This window comes from Peribacillus simplex (assembly GCF_001542915.1).
In the GTDB taxonomy this organism is placed as follows: domain Bacteria; phylum Bacillota; class Bacilli; order Bacillales; family DSM-1321; genus Peribacillus; species Peribacillus simplex_B.
The window spans coordinates 126,114-146,358 of sequence record NZ_LNNH01000003.1 but is presented as its reverse complement, the minus strand read 5'-3'; the positions used below and the strand labels follow the sequence as shown (position 1 = coordinate 146,358).

15 protein-coding genes and 1 pseudogene are annotated in these 20,245 nt (G+C 39.6%); 9 read left to right on the top strand and 7 right to left on the bottom strand.

Annotated elements, in window-relative coordinates; all coding sequences use genetic code 11:
- The first annotated feature begins 71 nt into the window (after positions 1 to 71).
- Positions 72 to 1,241, top strand: coding sequence for a galactokinase (locus tag AS888_RS01045; protein WP_061140344.1), 1,170 nt, complete (start codon positions 72 to 74; stop codon positions 1,239 to 1,241).
- Between the two features lie 380 nt (positions 1,242 to 1,621).
- Positions 1,622 to 2,629, top strand: a pseudogene (locus tag AS888_RS27005) (glycoside hydrolase family 53 protein); the annotation flags it as partial.
- A gap of 687 nt (positions 2,630 to 3,316) precedes the next feature.
- On the opposite strand, the gene AS888_RS01035 reads toward AS888_RS27005, so the two are convergent.
- Positions 3,317 to 4,030 (bottom strand): GntR family transcriptional regulator, encoded by a 714-nt coding sequence (locus tag AS888_RS01035; protein ID WP_061140366.1) that lies wholly within the window; start codon positions 4,028 to 4,030, stop codon positions 3,317 to 3,319.
- Positions 4,031 to 4,166: 136 nt separating this feature from the next.
- Positions 4,167 to 5,366 (bottom strand): enolase C-terminal domain-like protein, encoded by a 1,200-nt coding sequence (locus AS888_RS01030; RefSeq protein WP_061140343.1) that lies wholly within the window; start codon positions 5,364 to 5,366, stop codon positions 4,167 to 4,169.
- A gap of 318 nt (positions 5,367 to 5,684) precedes the next feature.
- On the opposite strand from AS888_RS01030, the gene AS888_RS01025 reads away from it, so the two are divergent.
- On the top strand, positions 5,685 to 7,034 hold the full coding sequence (locus AS888_RS01025; RefSeq protein WP_061140342.1) for a PTS transporter subunit EIIC: 1,350 nt from the start codon (positions 5,685 to 5,687) through the stop codon (positions 7,032 to 7,034).
- Between the two features lie 749 nt (positions 7,035 to 7,783).
- Positions 7,784 to 7,942: a hypothetical protein gene (locus tag AS888_RS26250; RefSeq protein WP_155645340.1), complete on the top strand. Its 159-nt coding sequence runs from the start codon at positions 7,784 to 7,786 to the stop codon at positions 7,940 to 7,942.
- 61 nt (positions 7,943 to 8,003) lie between these two features.
- Here AS888_RS26250 and AS888_RS01020 read toward each other — a convergent pair whose 3' ends face one another.
- The 3 genes from AS888_RS01020 to AS888_RS01010 all read right to left on the bottom strand — a co-directional run bounded on the left by AS888_RS01020 (position 8,004) and on the right by AS888_RS01010 (position 11,015).
- On the bottom strand, positions 8,004 to 8,261 hold the full coding sequence (locus AS888_RS01020; RefSeq protein ID WP_155645339.1) for a hypothetical protein: 258 nt from the start codon (positions 8,259 to 8,261) through the stop codon (positions 8,004 to 8,006).
- 211 nt (positions 8,262 to 8,472) lie between these two features.
- Positions 8,473 to 10,092, bottom strand: coding sequence for an ABC-F family ATP-binding cassette domain-containing protein (locus tag AS888_RS01015; protein WP_061140340.1), 1,620 nt, complete (start codon positions 10,090 to 10,092; stop codon positions 8,473 to 8,475).
- Between the two features lie 533 nt (positions 10,093 to 10,625).
- Positions 10,626 to 11,015 carry a YybH family protein gene (locus AS888_RS01010; protein WP_061140365.1) on the bottom strand — a complete coding sequence of 130 codons (390 nt, stop codon included), beginning with the start codon at positions 11,013 to 11,015 and terminating at the stop codon, positions 10,626 to 10,628.
- A 1,012-nt stretch (positions 11,016 to 12,027) separates the two neighbouring features.
- Between AS888_RS01010 and AS888_RS01005 the strand changes: the two genes are divergently transcribed.
- Positions 12,028 to 12,759, top strand: a complete 732-nt coding sequence (locus AS888_RS01005; RefSeq protein WP_061140339.1) for a hypothetical protein — start codon at positions 12,028 to 12,030, stop codon at positions 12,757 to 12,759.
- A 249-nt stretch (positions 12,760 to 13,008) separates the two neighbouring features.
- Positions 13,009 to 15,321 (top strand): RNA polymerase recycling motor HelD, encoded by a 2,313-nt coding sequence (helD, locus tag AS888_RS01000; RefSeq protein ID WP_081092254.1) that lies wholly within the window; start codon positions 13,009 to 13,011, stop codon positions 15,319 to 15,321.
- 38 nt (positions 15,322 to 15,359) lie between these two features.
- Here helD and AS888_RS00995 read toward each other — a convergent pair whose 3' ends face one another.
- Entirely contained in the window at positions 15,360 to 15,881 is a 522-nt protein-coding gene (locus AS888_RS00995) for a GNAT family N-acetyltransferase (protein ID WP_061140337.1), read from the bottom strand.
- 147 nt (positions 15,882 to 16,028) lie between these two features.
- On the opposite strand from AS888_RS00995, the gene AS888_RS00990 reads away from it, so the two are divergent.
- Positions 16,029 to 16,214, top strand: a complete 186-nt coding sequence (locus AS888_RS00990; RefSeq protein ID WP_221408551.1) for a hypothetical protein — start codon at positions 16,029 to 16,031, stop codon at positions 16,212 to 16,214.
- Positions 16,215 to 16,287: 73 nt separating this feature from the next.
- Complete coding sequence (locus AS888_RS00985) at positions 16,288 to 16,701, top strand: hypothetical protein (RefSeq protein ID WP_061140335.1); 414 nt, start codon at positions 16,288 to 16,290, stop codon at positions 16,699 to 16,701.
- Positions 16,702 to 17,131: 430 nt separating this feature from the next.
- Here the strand turns inward: AS888_RS00985 and AS888_RS00980 are convergent, their stop codons facing one another.
- On the bottom strand, positions 17,132 to 18,319 hold the full coding sequence (locus AS888_RS00980; RefSeq protein ID WP_061140334.1) for an alanyl-tRNA editing protein: 1,188 nt from the start codon (positions 18,317 to 18,319) through the stop codon (positions 17,132 to 17,134).
- Between the two features lie 293 nt (positions 18,320 to 18,612).
- On the opposite strand from AS888_RS00980, the gene AS888_RS00975 reads away from it, so the two are divergent.
- Positions 18,613 to 20,220 (top strand): GGDEF domain-containing response regulator, encoded by a 1,608-nt coding sequence (locus AS888_RS00975; protein ID WP_061140333.1) that lies wholly within the window; start codon positions 18,613 to 18,615, stop codon positions 20,218 to 20,220.
- Positions 20,221 to 20,245 lie beyond the last annotated feature (25 nt).

Below are 20,245 nucleotides of genomic sequence, written 5' to 3'. Positions count from 1 at the left end.
TTTTAATGGAAATAAGTCAATTGAACAAAGTCCTTGAACAAGGCAGGAAATAAAAAAGGTGGAGGCTTGGCATGGATACCACATTATTGAAAACAAAATTCAAAACCGTTTTCAGTCGACAAGACGGGGAAGTATTTTTTGCACCGGGGCGGATTAACCTGATCGGAGAGCATACGGATTATAATGGAGGACATGTTTTTCCATGTGCCATTACAATCGGAACGTATGCAGTAAGTGCAAAAAGAGAGGATAGTCAAATTCGATTCTACTCGGAAAATTTTCCGGAAATAGGCATGATTTGTTTTGACCTTTTCGATTTAGCTTACAGAAAAGAGGGTAACTGGACCAATTATCCAAAGGGCATGATCCGTTATCTCAAAGATGCTGGTCATGAAATCGACAGTGGATTGGATATTTTGTTTAATGGCAACATCCCGACCGGTGCTGGATTAAGCTCTTCCGCTTCAATTGAAATGCTGACAGGTGTAATCTTACGAGAAATATTCGCATTGGATGTTTCTGATCTTGATTTAGTTTTGACGGGAAAAAAAGTTGAAAATGAATTTATCGGTGTGAATTCAGGCATTATGGATCAGTTTGCCGTGCAAAAAGGAAAAGAAGATATGGCCATTTTACTGGATTGTGTAACCCTGGGCTACGAAATGATCCCCCTTGTTTTAGATGGATACAAAATAGTCATCATGAATACGAACAAGCGCCGCGAGCTTGCGACTTCAAAATATAATGAACGTCGTTCTGAATGTGAAGCGGCTCTTTCGGAACTACGGCAATACCGGAATGTGAACTCGCTTGGAGAACTGACATTGAAGGAATTTGAAAAGCTGGAAGGATATCTATCGAATGAAACGTTACGGAAAAGGGCGCGTCATGGGATCAGTGAAAACGAACGGACAGTACTAGCTGCAAAGGCATTAAAGGCAAACGAATTGAAAACGTTTGGGGAACTGATGAATGCTTCGCACAGATCATTGCGTGATGATTATGAAGTGACGGGCATTGAATTGGATGTGTTATCCGAAGCGGCCTGGGAGGAAGGAGCCCTTGGCGCAAGGATGACAGGTGCCGGTTTCGGCGGCTGCGCGATAGCGATCGTGGAAAGCGAAAAAACGGAAAGCTTCATCCAGAGCGTTTCAGCTAAATATCTCGGCAAAATAGGATATGAAGCTTCATTTTATATTGTGGATATTAGCGATGGCGCTAAGAAATGGAAGGTGGGATAAATAACGACAAATCCTAGGTGGTGCAGGTAATGTGGCTCACATGCAGTCATTCATTTATTGACAAAGGATAGGAAGGTTGGGGAGCGGTGAAGGGATCATTTGCAGACAGGCCAACGGGAAGCTGTACATGAAAAAAAGGGAGTTAAGCCGTTTTCCATAGTAAAGGTAAAACGGCAAAAACAAACGATAAGTTGTTCAATTATCATGGTTTTTCCGAGCATTGTACTAGTTACAGGCAAGTCAATAAACCGATGAATTGCTGTCATAGGAGGATGAATTTCATGTTGAAAAAACAGATAAAAGGTTTTATGGTAATGGTGATGGGCTTAGTTCTTGCTTTAACTGGCTTAGCTAGTGTAGATGTTTTCCATAAGGTGGAAGCATCGACTCCATTTGCATATGGAGCTGACATAGGCTGGATGAAGCAAATGGAAGATGGGGGCGTAAGTTGGGTCGATGACAATGGAAAACCAGCAGATTCTTTACAGATACTTAAAGATCACGGAATTAATTCCGTTAGGTTAAGAGTCTTTGTTAATCCGCCAAGTGACTATTATTGGTTAAAAGATGGAACAACTTGGACCATGCTGGGCTATAGTGACAAAGCAGGCGTGCTTGCTGCAGCAAAAAGGGCAAAAGCTTTGGGAATGAGGATAATGGTTGACTTTCACTATAGTGATGTTTTTGCAGATCCGGGTCATCAAATTAAGCCAAACGCATGGACAAGCTACACCAATACCCAGTTACAAACAGCGGTTTACAACCATACTTACGATGTCATGAACGAGCTAAAAAGTAATGGCATATATCCTGAATGGGTACAAGTTGGGAATGAGATGAACTCAGGGATCATGCTTCCAGATGGCAGTACTGACAATTTCAGTAAATTGACGGCGTTCCTTAATAAAGGCTATGACGCAGTTAAGGCTGTAAGCCCATCCTCCAAGGTGGTCAGTCATTTAGCACATGGGACTAACAACAGTCAATTCAGATGGTGGTTTGATAACTTCTTTAGTAATGGCGGTAAAACGGATGTTATTGGTGCATCTTTCTATCCATATTGGGATGGTCAGCCATATTGGGAGATTACCGATGATTTATCTTACAATCTGAACGACATGGCTTCACGCTATAACAAGGAAGTTATGGTTGTTGAAGTAGGTGGAGACGAAAAAAACCCTAAAGATTCTTATTGGACGATCAATGATACAATCAAGGTTGTGAAAGCGGTTCCGAACGGAAAAGGGATCGGAGTTTTTTATTGGGAACCCCAGGCTAACTCAAGTGTTCTTTCTGATGGTTATGCATTAGGCGCAACTACCGAGGTATCTAAAAATGTCCTGAAATATACAACGGCCATCGATGCTTTCAGTGATGCAGCTAAAGGATCGGCATCAAGCGGGAATCTTGTAAATAATGCCGGTTTTGAAACAGATGGAGCTACACAGAATCCAACAGGTTGGACCACTTGGTCAAATGGTAATGATCTTGCCAATTACACGGAAGCTGGCGGATATTCAGGAAGCTACAAATTATCTCATTGGAATAGCGTTGCTTATCAGGTTAGTACCCATCAAATAAAAACAGGCCTTCCTAATGGAACGTATACATTGAAAGCATGGGTAAGAAGCGGTGGTGGATTTAAAACGAGCCAAATGTACGTTAAGAACTTTGGAAGCTCAGAAAAAAACACTCCTATTCCGACAACAAGCACCTGGACTCAAATTACTATAACGAATATTCATGTAACGAACGGACAAGCTGAATTCGGTTTTTGGACTGATGCAAATGCAAATAACTGGATCAGTGTCGACAATGTGGAGTTTTTCAAAAATTGAAAAGGCATGATAAAAAGATAAATAACTGAAATTTCGGTCTTTAACGGAATATGGGATGCTTTGTTCACTAGTGCTTTTTGTGGTGCCGGTATCCCATATTCACGAGACCATATTTAAAAATTCAGACATAGGCATGAGAAAAACAAAACAGTGGGCAGGTGGAAGGGAGTACGTTGTACCTATAAAGATTCCTTCGTACACTTGGGCCGGTACGGAAAAATGATTTAGTGAGAAATGTTAGGTTTTTCGGTGTTGATGACTATAAGGGTTAAACGGTGTAAAATAGGAACATGAATAATCTAAATTAATCATTTCACTATATTCAAACACTCTGCCATTTTGAAGAATTCCTCTGTTTATGATTTTCATCGCGGCAACCCCTTTCTTGCAAATTAGAAGCTCAGCATCCTCTTTGCTTACATTTACTGCGCTGTATGTTGTGATGAAATGAGATATTTGATAGCCGCATTGTTGTACATAGTCATGAACTGATTTTTTAACTTCTTCTTTATTAAGGTGTGGGAAAAAAGAGCATGGTAATCTTGAAGTTTCAATTTGCCTTTTTTGGTAATCGGCAATTCGAACCCGTTTATATTCCCATAATTTCTTCTGTTCTCCATTTATATCAAAAATTTTTTCAAATGTTTGATCAGGTTTAATCTTTTTAAGATAGATAATTTCGGATTGTATATCTTTGAATTTCTTTTCTGTTAATGAATTGTAAATTAATGGACTTTTATATTTTGTATCATTGACGAATATACCCGAACCTTGAATAATTCTGATACATCCAATATTCATAAGTTTTTTTAATGCCTCGCGAATTGTGTATCTGGATACATCATATTGATTTGCCAGATCCCTTTCGGTAGGGATTTTTTGACCAGCTTTATAAGTATTTTGATAAATTTTACTTAGAATATCATCTGCAATAAAATCACGTTTTTTCATCATCGATTACCTCAAGACAGATTGTTTTTTCTTACTGCATATAATATTAGCATAAAAGGATCCATTCGTTATCTTTCTTGTAATGTAAAACCCTTGAAGCGCATTGCTTCAAGGGTTTTCCTGCATTTTTATAACTTTATGGGGTATGGATGGTACCATTTGGAATACGAGCTTGAGTCCATTCATGTTTTCGATAAATGACTGGATATTCTTTTGCCATGTCTTCATTGAAATCAACACCGATGCCAACTTTTTCAATAGGATAAATATACCCGTCCACTACTTCCACTGAGTTAGGGAACATTTTTTTCGTAGTTTCATCAGGCTCTTGAATTTCTTGTATCGCTGCATTATGAAGGTGAATATTCAAGTGTGTATTCACTGCAACTCCAATAGGGGTCATATCCGATGGGCCATGCCAGGCAATTTGAACACCAAAATTTTCACATAGTGCAGCTAGTTTAAGAGCGGGTGTGATGCCCCCAATCTGTGAAACATGGCAGCGAATGTAATCAATTTGACGATTAACGATGAGATTTCTCCATTCAGTTGGGTTATTGAATAATTCCCCGGATGCTATAGGTGTAGTGCATTGTGATCTCAATTGAACCAACCATTCATTTTGATCAGGAGGTAAGATATCCTCTAAAAAGAATAGCTTATAAGGCTCTAGGTCTTTTGCCAATTGGAGGGCTTGGTTTGGAAATAGTCTTTCATGAACATCATGAAGCAAATGAATGGAATATCCATATTTTTCACGTAATGCTTTAAACATGGTCACGACATCTTTCATATAAATGTCTGGATCATAATATTCTCCTGCACTTAACTCTTTTGTTACGTGCATCGTATGATTTTTGCCGCCATACAACCCCAATTGACAGCGAATATGGCGGTATCCTCTCTCGATCAAAGAATCAACATTGTTAAAGAGCTCTTCTAATGTTAATCCGTCAGCATGTGTATAGGCCGCAATTGCGTTTTTTGACTTTCCTCCAAAAAGTTGATAAAGGGGCATCTCGGCCAATTTAGCTTTAATATCCCATAAAGCCATGTCAATCCCTGCAATTGCATTGTTAATAACAGGACCATTTCTCCAATAAGAATTGACCATCATTAAGTGCCACAAGTCTTCAATGGCGTTCGCATCACGATCTATTAGAAGCGGTTTTAAATATTCATCAATCATGGTTTGAACAGCTAGAGGCCGTTGCTGGAATGTTGCACACCCATATCCAATAACACCTTTGTTTGTTTCTATTTTGACTACAATAAGATTATGTCTATTCGGGTTAATCACAAATGATTGTATATCTGTAATAAGTGTGGGTTCCAAGGTTGAATCTCCTTTTTTCATTAATTTCAATTATTCGTCAAATCAAAGTGAAATAATTAACTAGATTAAAACATAGTAAATATCCAACGTCAATTTGGTAAAGAAAGAAGGTCCGTTACGATAATTTACCATACCAATTTTCAAAAAACTGATGCAATAAATGTTGATAATATTGGATTTTTCATTATTTCATGGTTTATTTAAGCGTTTTCATTTATTTTTTTTATATGCTATCATAACCCTGTCAAATCGGAGTGAAAGAAAGAAAGTAATAGATTGAGATTTATCAATAATTTCTAGAAAGGGAATGATCCAAATATGAAAGATAAAGAGAGTGTCAAGAAAATTATAGAATATGTTGGCGGCAAAGAGAATATAAAGAAAGCTTGGCATTGCATGACAAGGCTGCGCTTTGATTTGTATGATAATTCTTTGATCGCCCATGAAAATGTAAAGCGATTGAGTGGTGTTATCGGAGAACAATTACAAAACGATCAATATCAGATAATAGTCGGGACAAATGTACAGCAATATCATTCAGCTTTAATGGAAGAAATAGGGATGGAAGGAGAAGAAGTTAAGAAAGAAAGTAGCAAGAAAAAAGGTCTCTTTTCACGATTGTTGGATGTTGTATCGGGTGTATTCGGTCCAATAGTTCCGGCAATCGCTGGTGCAGGCATGCTCAAAGGGCTTTTGGCAGGTCTAATTGCTTTGAATTTATTATCGAAGGATAATGAAACAATAATAATCCTAGACTTGATTTCAAGTGGAGTCTTTTATTTCTTGCCATTCTTTTTAGCTGCTTCAGCTGCCAAAATATTTAAAACAAATCAATATCTTGCCCTTGCTATTGCTGCTGGCTTTATGTATCCATCTTTAATTGACGCTGCTAAATTAGGTGAGGTAAGTCAATTTCATTTTATAGGTTTACCAATACCCGTTATTAATTACTCTGGTGCTGTCATTCCAGTCATTTTATCTGTGTGGGCATTAAGTTATATCCACAGATGGATTGATAAGTATATGCCAAACATTTTGAAAACTGTATTTACTCCTACATTAACTCTATTTCTTGCCATTCCTTTTGCATTGATCGTATCCGGACCATTAGGTAGTTACGTTGGTAAGGGATTAGCTTATATTATTGAAAGATTATTCGATATATCTCCCATCTTAGCAGGAGTTGTAATGGGCGGAGCGAGACCGATAGAAGTTGTATTTGGTATGCATCACGCTCTTACACCAATTGTGCTTCAAAACTTCGCGGATAAAGGATACGACATGTTAATGCCTATGATGTTTATGACAAACATGGCCATTGCAGGTGCCACTTTTGCAATGTTTTTTAAAGCCAATAGCAAAACTGAAAAGTCTATTATTCTATCAGCGACTATTTCTGCTCTTCTGGGCATTACAGAGCCTGCTATATTCGGGGTACTTATTAAAAATCGTAAAGCCTTCATAGCCTGTTCGATTGGTAGTGCAGTAGCCTCAACTTTTTTTGCTGCCATGGGTGTAAGAATTTATGGGTATATCCTTTCAAGTATTGTAAGTTTAGTCGCATATGTGGGCCCTTATTTTCCGTATGCTTTAATAGGAATCATGATTGCCATAGGTACATCATTTGGAATATCTTTCGTCACTGTAAAAAAGACTCAATCAATATGAATCATAACTAATATCCAATAAGGTGATTTATAAGTGCTGGTGGGGGAGATGCCCCTTCGGCAGGGATTGGATTATACGGTATCATTTGCAACTGCTGGCTCAGCAAGAAGGCATACATACATTTTCCGGTGAGTGCAATCGATTCAATGAGAAAGGAAAGTATGTAAGAACCATAAAGAACAAAGAATTCTAGAAAGAACGTCATTTCAAATCCGGCTACAATCTTTGAAGAAGATAAAGAAGAACATGGGAGGTGTGAAGCTTGGAATACCATTTATAAAGCAACGCTAATTCTTCTTTCAATAAGGGGCGCTTGTCGAAGAAAGAATCTTTATCCAATCTTCACATCCAAAACTTTAAAAGCTTTATACAAGGAGCATATCTAATTTATCATGAGCTTCCCACCGATATTTTTTAGATCTATTTTCTTATAAATAACCACCAACTGGTGTGAATTGGTAGGGGAGGCAGTAAAGAGGATACACACGTATAGTATCGGACACCTAGCAGAAAATTGCGGAAGCTTTTGAACAGTTCGGCCATATAGCAGACAGCATTTTGAAATTACTACCGGAGTATACTAAACTCATTTTGTAATATCGACAACATTAATGTTGTGAATAAAAAAGGAAGCTATGTAATGGCGGATCCTAATATTCAAAAGTTACTAAAAATATCTTCGGGCAATGAATTCATACACTTGCTTGTTTCTCGGGTAAGCGCATTAGATTATTTGCAGCCATCATGACATGAATACGGAAGCAGGCAAGGAGGAAAGCGGGTACGGAGATAAAAAGCATGGAGGGCGGGTCAAAAAGGGTATCGGAATGGCACTTTCATTCCGATACCCTTTTTTGGATTTGTTGGAGTTGAAGCAGTTAGAATCAAATTATAAGATTCTCAAGTGAAACGGAGTTTGCCTTCAATCTCAGGTAAGGGCATTCACATGACCTTTCCTTTCATTCTAAATCAACAAATATGGTCATCATACTCAGGTTTGAGGAAATCTAACATCTGCTGCTTTTGCTGGGAGTAATGAAAGCAATTAAAGTAAAAGGAAAAGTCATCAAAAAAGAGTGAATTTTTTTCGTCAAAGGCAAATGCGCGTAAAAAATCAGAAATGATCCGCTCTTGATCGACTGAGTCAAACAGTCCCGATACATAAAATTGATAATTGAATTTATCGTATAGGAAAAGATTTCCGGTATCTTCAAATATATGTTTCACTGAGTGCCCATCCAAACCAACCCACTCCTTTCTTCACAATATACCTTTAAACCACTGAACTTATACAGGATCCTGCTTTGGTTTATTATTATATTTCAAGCCAATCGATTTTTATTCCTTCAATACGTTGAAAGGATAAAAACATATGGACTAATAGGGGACAAGTAACGAAAAAAACACATCCATATGGATGTGTTTTTTCAAGGATCAATTATTTGTACATTTCAGCCACTTGTTTTTGCAATTGGCTATTATCCAGATACTCATCATAACTGACTTGCTTATCGACCGTACCTTTTGGTGTAAGCTCAATGATCCGGTTCGCAACAGTTTGGATGAACTGATGGTCATGAGAAGAGAAGATCATCGATCCTTTAAAGGCGATCAACCCGTTGTTCAATGCTGTAATCGACTCTAAGTCCAGATGGTTTGTCGGTTCATCAAGCATAAGGACATTGGATCCGCTTAACATCATTTTCGAAAGCATGCAGCGGACTTTCTCGCCCCCTGAAAGAACACTTGCCTTCTTCGTCACTTCATCACCAGAGAATAGCATTCTCCCTAAGAATCCGCGCAGGAAGCTTTCGCTTTGATCATTCGGGGAATATTGACGAAGCCAATCGACAAGAGTCAAATCGACGCCTTCAAAGAATTCGGCATTATCTTTAGGGAAGTATGCCTGTGAAGTCGTTACACCCCACTTGAAAGTACCTTCATCCGGCTCAATTTCTCCAGCCAAAATTTTGAACATGGTCGTTTTGGCAATCTCATCTTTGCCGACAAATGCAATCTTGTCGCCTTTATTCATCGTGAAGCTGACGTTATCCAAGATTTTGATGCCATCGATCGTTTTCGAAATTCCATCAACCCGAAGCAGGTCGTTCCCGATTTCACGCTCAGGTGTGAAACCGACATAAGGATAACGGCGAGATGAAGGCTGGATATCATCCAAACTGATTTTATCCAATAATTTCTTACGGGAAGTTGCCTGGCTCGATTTGGATGCATTGGCGCTGAATCGAGCGATGAAATTTTGCAGCTCTTTAATTTTTTCTTCTTTTTTCTTGTTTGCATCTTGAGTCAGTTTAAGGGCAAGCTGACTGGATTCATACCAGAAGTCATAGTTCCCGATATACACTTTGATTTTACCGAAGTCAAGATCGGCGATATGTGTACAAACTTTGTTAAGGAAGTAACGGTCATGGGAAACGACGATAACGGTATTTTCAAAATTGATCAAGAACTCTTCCAGCCACTTGATTGCTTTTAAATCCAGATGGTTGGTAGGCTCATCCAGTAATAGAACATCCGGTTTGCCGAAAAGCGCTTGGGCAAGCAACACTTTTACCTTGTCGCCACCAGTCAGTTCAGCCATTTTCTTCGTATGCAGGTCTTCTGTAATGCCAAGGCCTTTTAAAAGGATGGAAGCTTCAGGTTCCGCTTCCCAACCGTTTAATTCGGCAAATTCACCTTCAAGCTCGGCTGCTTTCATACCGTCCTCGTCCGTGAAGTTTTCCTTCATATATATGGCATCTTTTTCTTGCATGACTTGATATAATCTCTCATGTCCCATGATGACAACTTTAAGGACTTCTTCTTCTTCAAAAGCGAAGTGATCTTGCTTAAGAACGGCAAGGCGTTCCCCTGGTCCCATATGAACATCTCCGGATTGTGCTTCGATTTCACCGGAAAGGATTTTTAAGAAAGTGGATTTACCTGCACCATTTGCACCAATAAGCCCGTAGCAGTTACCAGGCGTGAATTTTATATTAACATCTTCAAACAGTTTACGATCGCCATAGCGTAAACCAACATTATTTACAGTAATCATTTATTTACATTCCTCCAAAATACTTTTGTTTCAACGTTTTCAACACAAGTTTGATTTTTTTCTCTGTTTCACATAAAAGACAGTTTACGTTCTTGTAGCTTTTAAACTGTGCATCATTTAAATTGTATCTTATTTCTGTCAAAAGTTAAAGGTTCATTAGCAAAAACCAATACAAATCATCTAAAAATTTAATGCACAAAGTACGGGAAGGCGTATTTGAATAAATATCCTAACGTTTTTCATGTACATGAACGAATAGTAATGATAGAAAACGTACAATGCTAATTACGATAAGAATGGCAAAAAAGAAACGTTCAAGGAAATGGAAGAAGTGTTCTTGGCTACAAGGGAAGGTAATATCTTTTGAGGGAATGAAGAAGTCGCTCCCCAAACGCAGCCGATAAGGGGACTTACAACGGTGCAATAGAAGGCAAGCCCAATAAGAAAAGGGCCTAAGCAGCTGTAAATAAGCATGCATTTATGGATTCGCTTAGCAACAGGAAACTTCCGCTTTCTGAAATTATAGCTCTAATCTATCTATTGATTAAGTCTGTGCCATATGAATTGTCGATTGCGCAAAGCCATTCACCTTGTGAATTTTTCTTGAATACGTAAGTTGCCCTTCTATCATTTGAATATTCCGAATCCGTTTTATCGGCATGGATTAGCGTTTGCGAAATAACCAAAGCTGTGTCTCCAGCTTCCAAGATAATCATTTCTCCCTGAGTCGGTACAAGCGTGTTATTAAAATATTTTGCAATTTTAATAAATGCTTCTTTGATCTCCTCTTTACCTCTTGCAATCATATCAGGCTTTACAACCAAAATCGCATCCTCCGTATAGTAATTCTTCAGAGTATCAAAATCTTCCTGTTGTATGGCGTGGTCACACTTTTTGATGAATTCCTTTAATTCATGTTCCATTTTATATTCCTCCTCCATTGTTATTTGTGCAGTTTCCGTTTTTTTTGTAGGTGTTAATCGACTTTGTTCAGCACGCAAATCTGCGTCATCCTCATAATTCAATCAAGGTCACATGGGGGCTTTTGTGAATCTCTTTGATTTTACCATTTTTTCTCTTTATAAGCATGTTGAAAACACGACGTAATTGTCCAACTGAAAATTCTTCAATAGCAGGACGCGGGAATTTGCCTTAATTGGAACTTTTCATCTGTGTCCAGAAAGACTGTCTTTTTTGTTCCAAGCAAAGCATTGAATGGGGGGTGCATCAAAGATTCGATTTGGGGAGAAGACTGGGTCTAGTTCTTCCATGTAATGAACTTGCGATTTGCTGTATTGAAGCAACAAGTTAACACAATTTCAGGGTGAAAAAATGAAAAAAACAAACGCTTAAAGAGAATAAAGTTAGAGGGGATTTGACTTGAAAAAGAATGCGGGGGAAGTGATCGGAAATTTCCCTTTATCATTATTTTTAATCTTCAATATATAAAGGTACAAAGACTCATTGTAATATGCTTTTAAATCAGTATTATAAATAATTGTGACTTATGTAATGGGAGGAACATTCATGGTTGACTGAGCAGGGTTTTAGGATGTGCACGATGTGTGTAATTGTTGATTGTTACCAAATTCCTTAGGACGTCCGCCACATTTTTCGCTGGATGGTTTTAGATGGATGCAGAAGCATCATTGAAATAGTTTCAATTATAGGAAATATAGACTTCTAGCTTTATATTGTCACGTGATAGGGTCAGTTTAAGCCGATGGAAATTTAACGTAATGGAATGCGTTGAACAATATGGGGATTTATATAAAATCAAGAAACTTGAACGATATGTAATTAGCTGTTTTGTGCCATTCAAGGCTCTTTTTTTATTTTCATCGTTAAATTGAAAAAAAGGAATGCAATGTAATTGTTATTCGAATAGGATCGGTACATTCGTTGCGGGATTAAGAATCATTTGGAGGAATTGGAATGGGTTTATTTACAAGTAAGATTGCGGCTGGTGTTGTACTAGGGAGTTTTACATTGGCTGGGGCTGGATTGGTATTTACAGGTACTGGGACATTGCAGCAGGCTACGGATTTTGTTAAAGAAGCAGGAAGCAAGTTAACTCAATTCGAAGGAAATGAGAAAACATTGGTGAGCAAGATCAATACATTGCGGGATAGTGCTAATTCTAAAATTAATGAAGCGAATTCCATCATCACCGGGAAGAAAGCCGAGATCAATAAGTTAAATGAAAATATCAAAAGCATGACCTCGGAAAAAGATAATCTAACAGCGGACATTGCTTCCCTTAAACAAGATATCACAGGTCTACAAGCAAACTTAAAAGATTCCAACACGAACTTGGAGGCGACCAGGACGGCTCTTAATACTAAGACTAATGAGTATAATAGCAAAGTTGCGGAGTTGAATGCAACGAAAGAAAAGATTGCTAATTATGAAGGTTTACTTAAGTATGCCGAGCAAAAAGCTGAAGAAGCTGATAAATTAGTGGCACAGCTTGAAAAAGAAATACAGAAGGCCAATGCAGAAGTCAAGGCACATGGTGAGGCAGTGAATAGTGTCAAAGAACAAACCAAAAATGACCAGCCGCTAAGCCAGAAGGAACTTGATGCATTGGATACAACTCTAAAAGATGTCAATTCCGGAGCTGCTGAAACTAAACCTACGGCAACTGGAGAGGGTTCCACCAAATAACGTTTACAATATGCTGATAAAGGGGCGGAGGTGCTTTCTCCGCTCCTTTGTTTTGGTTTATAGAACGAATCTTCATGGTCCCCTCATTAGGCCGTAGGCTCCCTGTTCAACTTATGCTTACTACCCCATCGAAATCTTCCTCCTACCTGAGTCTTCTGGATCCTGCAGCAGTCAAAGCATACAACAACTGAGTAATTGGAAAATTCATGTATTTAAATTTGTCAACCATGAGGTTTTCTGATAGTATAAATGTCCATTTCATCTAGGCATCGGTTTGATTATTCGTTTAAATCGGAAGGGAGAGTGAGGGAGTTGGGAAGTCATCCCGATTTTGAGAAGGAGCGACAGAGGCTGGATTTTACAAAACGCTATATCGATGTCGTCATCAAAACCTCAGAAACGAGCAAAGATCAATTTCAACGCAATATGCAAGAAGCTTTTGGTGATGCAGACTGGTCTGAATCCGGCTTATATTCTCAATTGCTGACGACAGCGAACTTTTTTGAAATGTCCAAAACCGAGCTTGAGAGTTTACGGAAAGCGAGTAAAAAGCCTTATTTTGCTAGAGTCGATTTTGAAAGAAATGATGGCAGCAGCGGTGAGATGCTTTATTTCGGAAAAACCTCCCTTTATCAAAGGGAAAGTCAGGAGCAGATCATCGTCGATTGGCGATCACCGATTGCCAATCTTTATTACGAGGGAAGAATTGGCGAAATTGAGTACGAAGCCGAAGGGGAAACATTTAGCGGCAGCATCACGTTAAAGAGGCAGCTAATGATCGAGGAAGGTGTCCTGGAAGACGTAAGGGACATCGATTTAACGACAACGGATGAACTGTTGCAGGAATCCCTTTCTAAAAGTTCAAGCAATCGGCTGACTGATATCATTACGACGATTCAGGAAGAACAAAATAAAATCATCCGCGCGGACTTGAACAAACCGATCATTGTCCAGGGAGCGGCCGGCAGCGGTAAAACAACAATTGCTTTACATCGGATATCCTACTTCATTTATCACTACAAAGACATGTTCGACCCACGGCAATTGATGATCCTGGCTCCGAACAGGGTTTTCATCGATTACATATCTGAAGCATTGCCTGAATTGGGTGTTGAAAAAGTAAAGCAGTTCACTTTCGCCGAATATGTCCAGGTGGCGATAGGTAAACAAGTGAAGCTCGCGCCGGATGATAAATTAACGCGATTGCTGGAAAAGGATGACGAAGAAACCAAGATCGCTGTTTGGATATCAGGCTTGAAGGGAACCCCTGCGTTTAAAAATATTTTGGACGAATATATAAAGGATATTTTCAGGGGATTTCATCCGGATGCTGATTTTTATTGTGATAAATATCGCCTCTATTCTTCTAAGAAGTTCATCAGATTATTGGAAGAGGATTATTGGTATTTGCCTCTATACACGAGATTGGATAAATTGAAGGCCATTTTACAAAATGAAGTGAAACGGAAAAAGAAAATCATACTTGAGAGGGTCACGGAGTTTTATGAGGCCAAAATTGAAAAGGCACTCTATAAGAATATCGATCCAGTCATACGTAAGGAATTCGTTACAAAATGCCACGATAAAAAGGAAGAGAGGATCCGGCAGGCCCAAAAAGCGATCCGAACTTCTGTAAAAGCCTATTTCAAGCAATTTCAAATGAAAAACCTCTTCCAATACTATCAGGAATTGTTCGAAGACCCAGAGCGGCTGGTCTCGTACAGTAACGGCAAACTGACTTTGGAAGATGCCGGCACATTATGCAGCTACAATCGTAAATCATTTTCCATGAAAAGCTATGAAACCGAGGATTTGGGTGCATTATTATATCTTCAGGAGCGGCTATTTGGCGTCGCCAAAGAAAATAAAGCAAAAAATGTCGTCATTGACGAGGCGCAGGATTATAGTTTCATGCAGTTACAAGCGCTCAAGACGGCAGTGGATACTGATATGTTCACATTGGTAGGTGACCTGGCACAAGGCATCCATTCATATCGTGGCTTGCAAACATGGGAAGAGGTTCACAGGCGTATTTTCCCGCGGGCGACCTATACGGAATTGCAAAAAAGCTACAGGACGACCGTCGAAATCATGAACCAGGCTAACCGAGTTCTTCAGTTGCTAACCTACGATTTCCCTGAAGTTGAACCTGTTGTCCGTCATGGCAGGGAACCTGAATTCATCTCCATTGATAAGGATGGGTGGGAAGAAGAATTGACCGAATTGATTGAAACACTTAAAGGGGAAGGATTCAAAACGTTCGCGGTAATTGCCAAAACGATGAAGGATTGTAAACTGGCGAACGATAAACTAAGTGAAATCAATCAAGACTTCCACCTAATAGATGAGGCGGGAAGCATCCCGAAAAATAAAACCCTTATCGTTCCCTCTTACCAAGCGAAGGGGCTGGAATTCGATGTTGTATTTGCCATATCGCTGGAGGAAACGTACGGCACCGAAAATGAGCTTGACATCAAGCTGCTATACGTCACGATGACAAGGCCTTTGCACCGTCTCTATTTTTTTGGACGGAAGAAAAACGCTTTCCTTATCGAGCCGTAAGATGGCCTGGCTGGAGGATGCCCAGCCTCCGGGAAGTTTTACAAATGAACAAGGATATCCTGGATATCATCCCATCCATATCCTACTTCGATTAGCTCGATTCCGGCCATTTTAACCGTTTTTTCAGCAATGATGTGACCGCCTAGCGCTTCGTAAAAACCGCATGAAGGATTATCCTTCAATGCCCAGATGATTAAATTCTTATGGCCCATTTTCATAAGTTCATCGATGATGGATTTTACCATTTGCCTGCCCAGTCCCCTTCGTTGATAGGTTTTCAAGAAGTAGATGGCATATACTTCACCTTGAATATGCGGGTCTTTTGTTTGTTCAGGCCCGCCTGAAGCGAAACCGATGATTTCCCCGTTGGAATTTTCCGCTACAAATGTGGCATTATGGAGCATTTTTAAATTCCTTTGCCAATTTTTCATCCTGGTTTCGATATTCAATGAAGCTAGATAGTGATGTGGCAGGATTCCTGCATAAGTAGATTGCCAACTGCTTATATGCACATGGGCTATACCCTTTACATCTTTCTCCGTCGCTTTTCTTATTTTCATGAAAAGTCCCCTTTGATTTCATTGTTTTTACCTAGAATATCATGGTAAAGGTGAATAAGCATTTAATTTATGTTTATAACTACCTTAGAAGGGATAAGAAATAAAAGAGCAATTCAACGAGATGAAGGGAAGGATGAGAAGATGACATTGAAAGTTGGTTTTTATTTTCCAGGAGGTAAAGAATTAGAGCATGAGGTTGAGGGTGACGATTCAACTCAAATGATTTCAAATATCCAAAAGCACCGTTATTATAATTTAGTTAAGGGCGATTGCCATTATGTCGTGGATACGGAAAAGGCAGCTTATTTTTCCGTAACGGAAATATCGGAGTAAGGGTGAGCCGCATTGGACTTTTGTTCCAATGCGGTTTATTCTTTTTAGTATCGATATAAAGGAGTTTAGGCCAATGAAGATCAATTTCACGAAAAAACAATATGAAACCTTATTCAAAATGGTTCAATACGGATATTGGGTTGCTTCCGATACGGAAAATAATAAAGAGTTCGGTGAACTGGAGCAGTATATCAATTCCCATGCCAAAGATTTCGGCATCGAAGGGGTTCAATTTGAACCGGAGTATGAACTATACGATATAAGCAGGGAATTGGAGGATCAGCTCCATAAAGTGATAGACGAATATGAAGAAGGAGTCTTCCAGGATAAGCTTGCCTATCATATGGCTAGAAAGGAGTTTATCGCTGAATCGGAAAAACATGATTACAATCAAGAAGAAGCGATGAAACGGATCATGGAGCTTGAAGAAAAGTATCACCTTCATATTGAAGAGCACGGCATTCAGAAATTGAAGATAGAAGAATAAAGGGAAAGAGGGCGGGTGGCCCTCTCAAACTGGAGGAACTTTCGGTGAATTGCAGTTTGTTTTCAGGTTTTTAAGATAAATATTTACCTATTCCATTCCGGTTTGCTTGAAAACGAAGATGGACTCCTGCTTGCCCATATTTTAGAATATTGTACGAAGACCGTTGTTTTCCACTGTGGGCACTGCACTGAGCATCCCGGAGGTTACTGAAAAAGTGTCCCACTGAATAATTAACAGGAATCCTTATTAACATATAATGAAAAAAAGAAGTTGATTATCTACATCCAGTAGGTATTCAACTTCTTTTTTTCTTGATTATGCGTTTATCCGTGCCCTCGCTTTGCGCCTAACTGGTTACGCTTGGACGAGCATTCCTAACCATTTCCATCCACATTGGATGATTTTAGGCGATTGTTCCTTTTGGGTTTGTTTATTCGGCGGAATTAGGACTCCATTTTTCGATAGTGAACTGATAAAAGGCATGCAGATCATTTAGTGAGCTAAACCCTGCTTGGGCGGTCTGTTCACTTCCGCCGCCTTTCCCGTTAAAGAGATTAAGCTCGGCTTTGAAATATTGTCCGCAATGTATGGGCAGCGGTCCGCTGTTGGATAGAATCATTTTTTGATCCTTCTTGGAAGCTAATAATACAAGCACTTTTTCTTTTTTTATTATCGTAGCTGCTAAATATTGCAATTCTTTCAGTGAGCTTTCTTCGAATAAATGATGGATGAACCCTTCCTGATTTCCTGTAAGCAAGGAGTCAGCCAGGAATTTTGCATTTTCAAGCTTTAGGTTTTCATTTTCCGAAAGCAGCTGTTTGTAGTCATTGTCCATTTTTTCGACTCGATTGAAGATTTCAGTGCGTCCGGTATTGAATTTATTTGATAGGGCCGAGAGGGTGCCTAGCCCTTCGGAGTAATCTTTCAATGCCCTGGAGCCGCATTTGAAATAGAGGCGGGTATGGTCCTTCTGCTTCTCGGTTTTGAGGATTTTTATCAAACCAATTTCCCCAGTTCGTTCAACGTGGGTTCCGCCACACGGGTTATACTCTATCCCTTCGATTTCGACAATGCGGATATTCTCGGAAACCTTAGGCATCTTTACGACAGCAAGTGTCTGTAATTGCTCCTTGGTGACGTAATATGTGTGCAGTTTGCGATTATCGAAGATATATTGATTCACCTTTTTTTCAGCTGCCGCCGTATGTATTTCAGTCCAATTGGCTTCGGTTATATCGATGGTCAAATACTCTTTGCCAAGATGGAAGCTGACTGTATTCGCATCGTAAAGTTCCCGGCAGACAGCTGATAGGAGATGCTGGCCGCTATGTGATTGCATGTGGTCGAAGCGGCGGGACCAATCCAGTTCACAGTGTACAGTCCTTGAATTTGGCTTTCTCTCAAGCTTATGAAGAATGCTTCCATCAGTGCCTTTCATTACGTCAAGAACGGGGAGGCCATCGATGGTTCCTGTATCCGAAGGTTGGCCGCCTCCTTCTGGAAAGAAGGCTGTTTCATTAAGTGTGATATAGTAATGGTCATTCTCCTTGAAGCACCCCAGGATCTCGGAATCCCATTGAGCGGTCTTGGGGGATGTGTAATACAATTTTTTTGTCATGACTGTTTCCCTATTCCTTTCTGTCATTATTTAAATTATATCATCGAAATCCCTATTTTTGAAAAGGGGAAATACCTCGCAAGACAAGTAAATAAGGAATTTTCATGAAATATTTTAAATAAATTTTGCAAGATGGCGATAATCTATTTATAGACAAACTTTTATGATGTAAAATATTCCTGAAAGTATATACTTTAGACCTAAATGACGTTGAATGACAAACGATTACTGGTCTAAAAGGCTTATTTGCATTTGAAGAAAGGGTCAAGTGATTAGAAGTGAAACTTGTAAATATGGACAAATACAAAAATAGCTTATTTGGAAATATAAAAAACCAACTTTCAGATTGGCTGGAGCTTGAAGATGTTCAAACGATCCCGGAGGATGAAGTATTCCGTTTCTTGCATTCCATCAAAGGGACCGCGGGAACGCTGCAATTATGTGGACTTATGGCAATTACGGAACAGCTATTAGAAGCCACGGATGAAGAAAGTGGCCGAGTATGGATTCCAACCGAACTTAGGAATTTCCTTTTCGAGCTTATTGAACATACATACGAATATGAGCATTTTGATGAAATTGAAGTAAAGGGAAAATCGGTACGTGATTCCCAGGCCCCGCTCATCCAGATCATTGACGATGATATTTCCATGCTCATTTTATTGAAGGATCTTCTGGAGGAACAGGGATGGATGGTGATCACGAATGCCGATCCCGTCAAGGCGACCAATCAATATTTTGAAATGCAGCCAGATTGCCTAATACTTGATATTCAACTGCCTGCAAAGGATGGGTTCCAAATCCTCCAGGACATTCATTTGCATAATGAGAAATATTTCATTCCAAAAATCATGATCAGCATCCAGAACGATAAGCCAACCAGAATCAAAGCATTCAAGATGGGAGCGGATGATTTCATCGGCAAGCCGATCGATATAGATGAGTTTATCGTCAAGATGGAAAGACATCTGCAGAGGAAGAGGATTTTTGATCAGTCGGTCCTGATCGATGAGTTGACGCAGGTATATAACCGAAGATTCCTTGAAGACACGCTGCCGCGCTATTTCAATGACTATAAGCGGTCAGGACAGCCTTTTACGATCAGCATCATTGATATAGATCACTTTAAACGAGTGAATGATCGGTATGGGCATGCGGTCGGGGATTTCGTACTGGCAGAGTTCGCCCAATTCATAAAAAGCAAGATCAGGAGCTCGGATTTGATCTGCCGCTATGGAGGGGAAGAATTCGTCCTTATTTTTCCTGATACTTCAAATGTACAAGCCAAGAATAAGCTAACAAGGTTAATCAAGGACTTTTCCGCAAAGGAATTCACCCACGAGGGGCAGCCTTTTTCGGTTACATTTTCTGCAGGAGCATTTACGGTTGAAAATGAGCAGGTTACACCAAAGGAAGCACTTGAGGAAGCGGACACTTCTTTATATGAAGCGAAACGAACAGGGCGTGCAAAGGTTGAAAGTATACAGCAAACCCGGTTTAACAAAAAATTTCTTAATGTGTCCGTAATCGATGATGACATCATTATCCGGACCATCTTGACCAAAGCATTGCGTTCGCTGCAGGTACCGTACTTCGATTTGGATATTGCCGTTTATGAAGACGGCCCTTCATTCTTGAATTCCGATCGAGCCAAGGAAGACGTGGGGCATTTTTTAATTCTTGACGGTGTAATGCCGATCATGGATGGAATTGAAGTGCTGCAGAAAGTGAAACAGGGAAGCAATGCGGATTTTTATACCGTATTGATGCTGACGGGAAGAAAAAGTACGGATGATATTGCCAAAGCGTTGACATTGGGGGCCGACGATTATGTAACCAAACCCTTTAGCATTACTGACCTGAAGTCGAGGATAGAGCGCCTGTTGACAAAGCTCATCTAACAACAATGAGATGATAGAAAGGCGC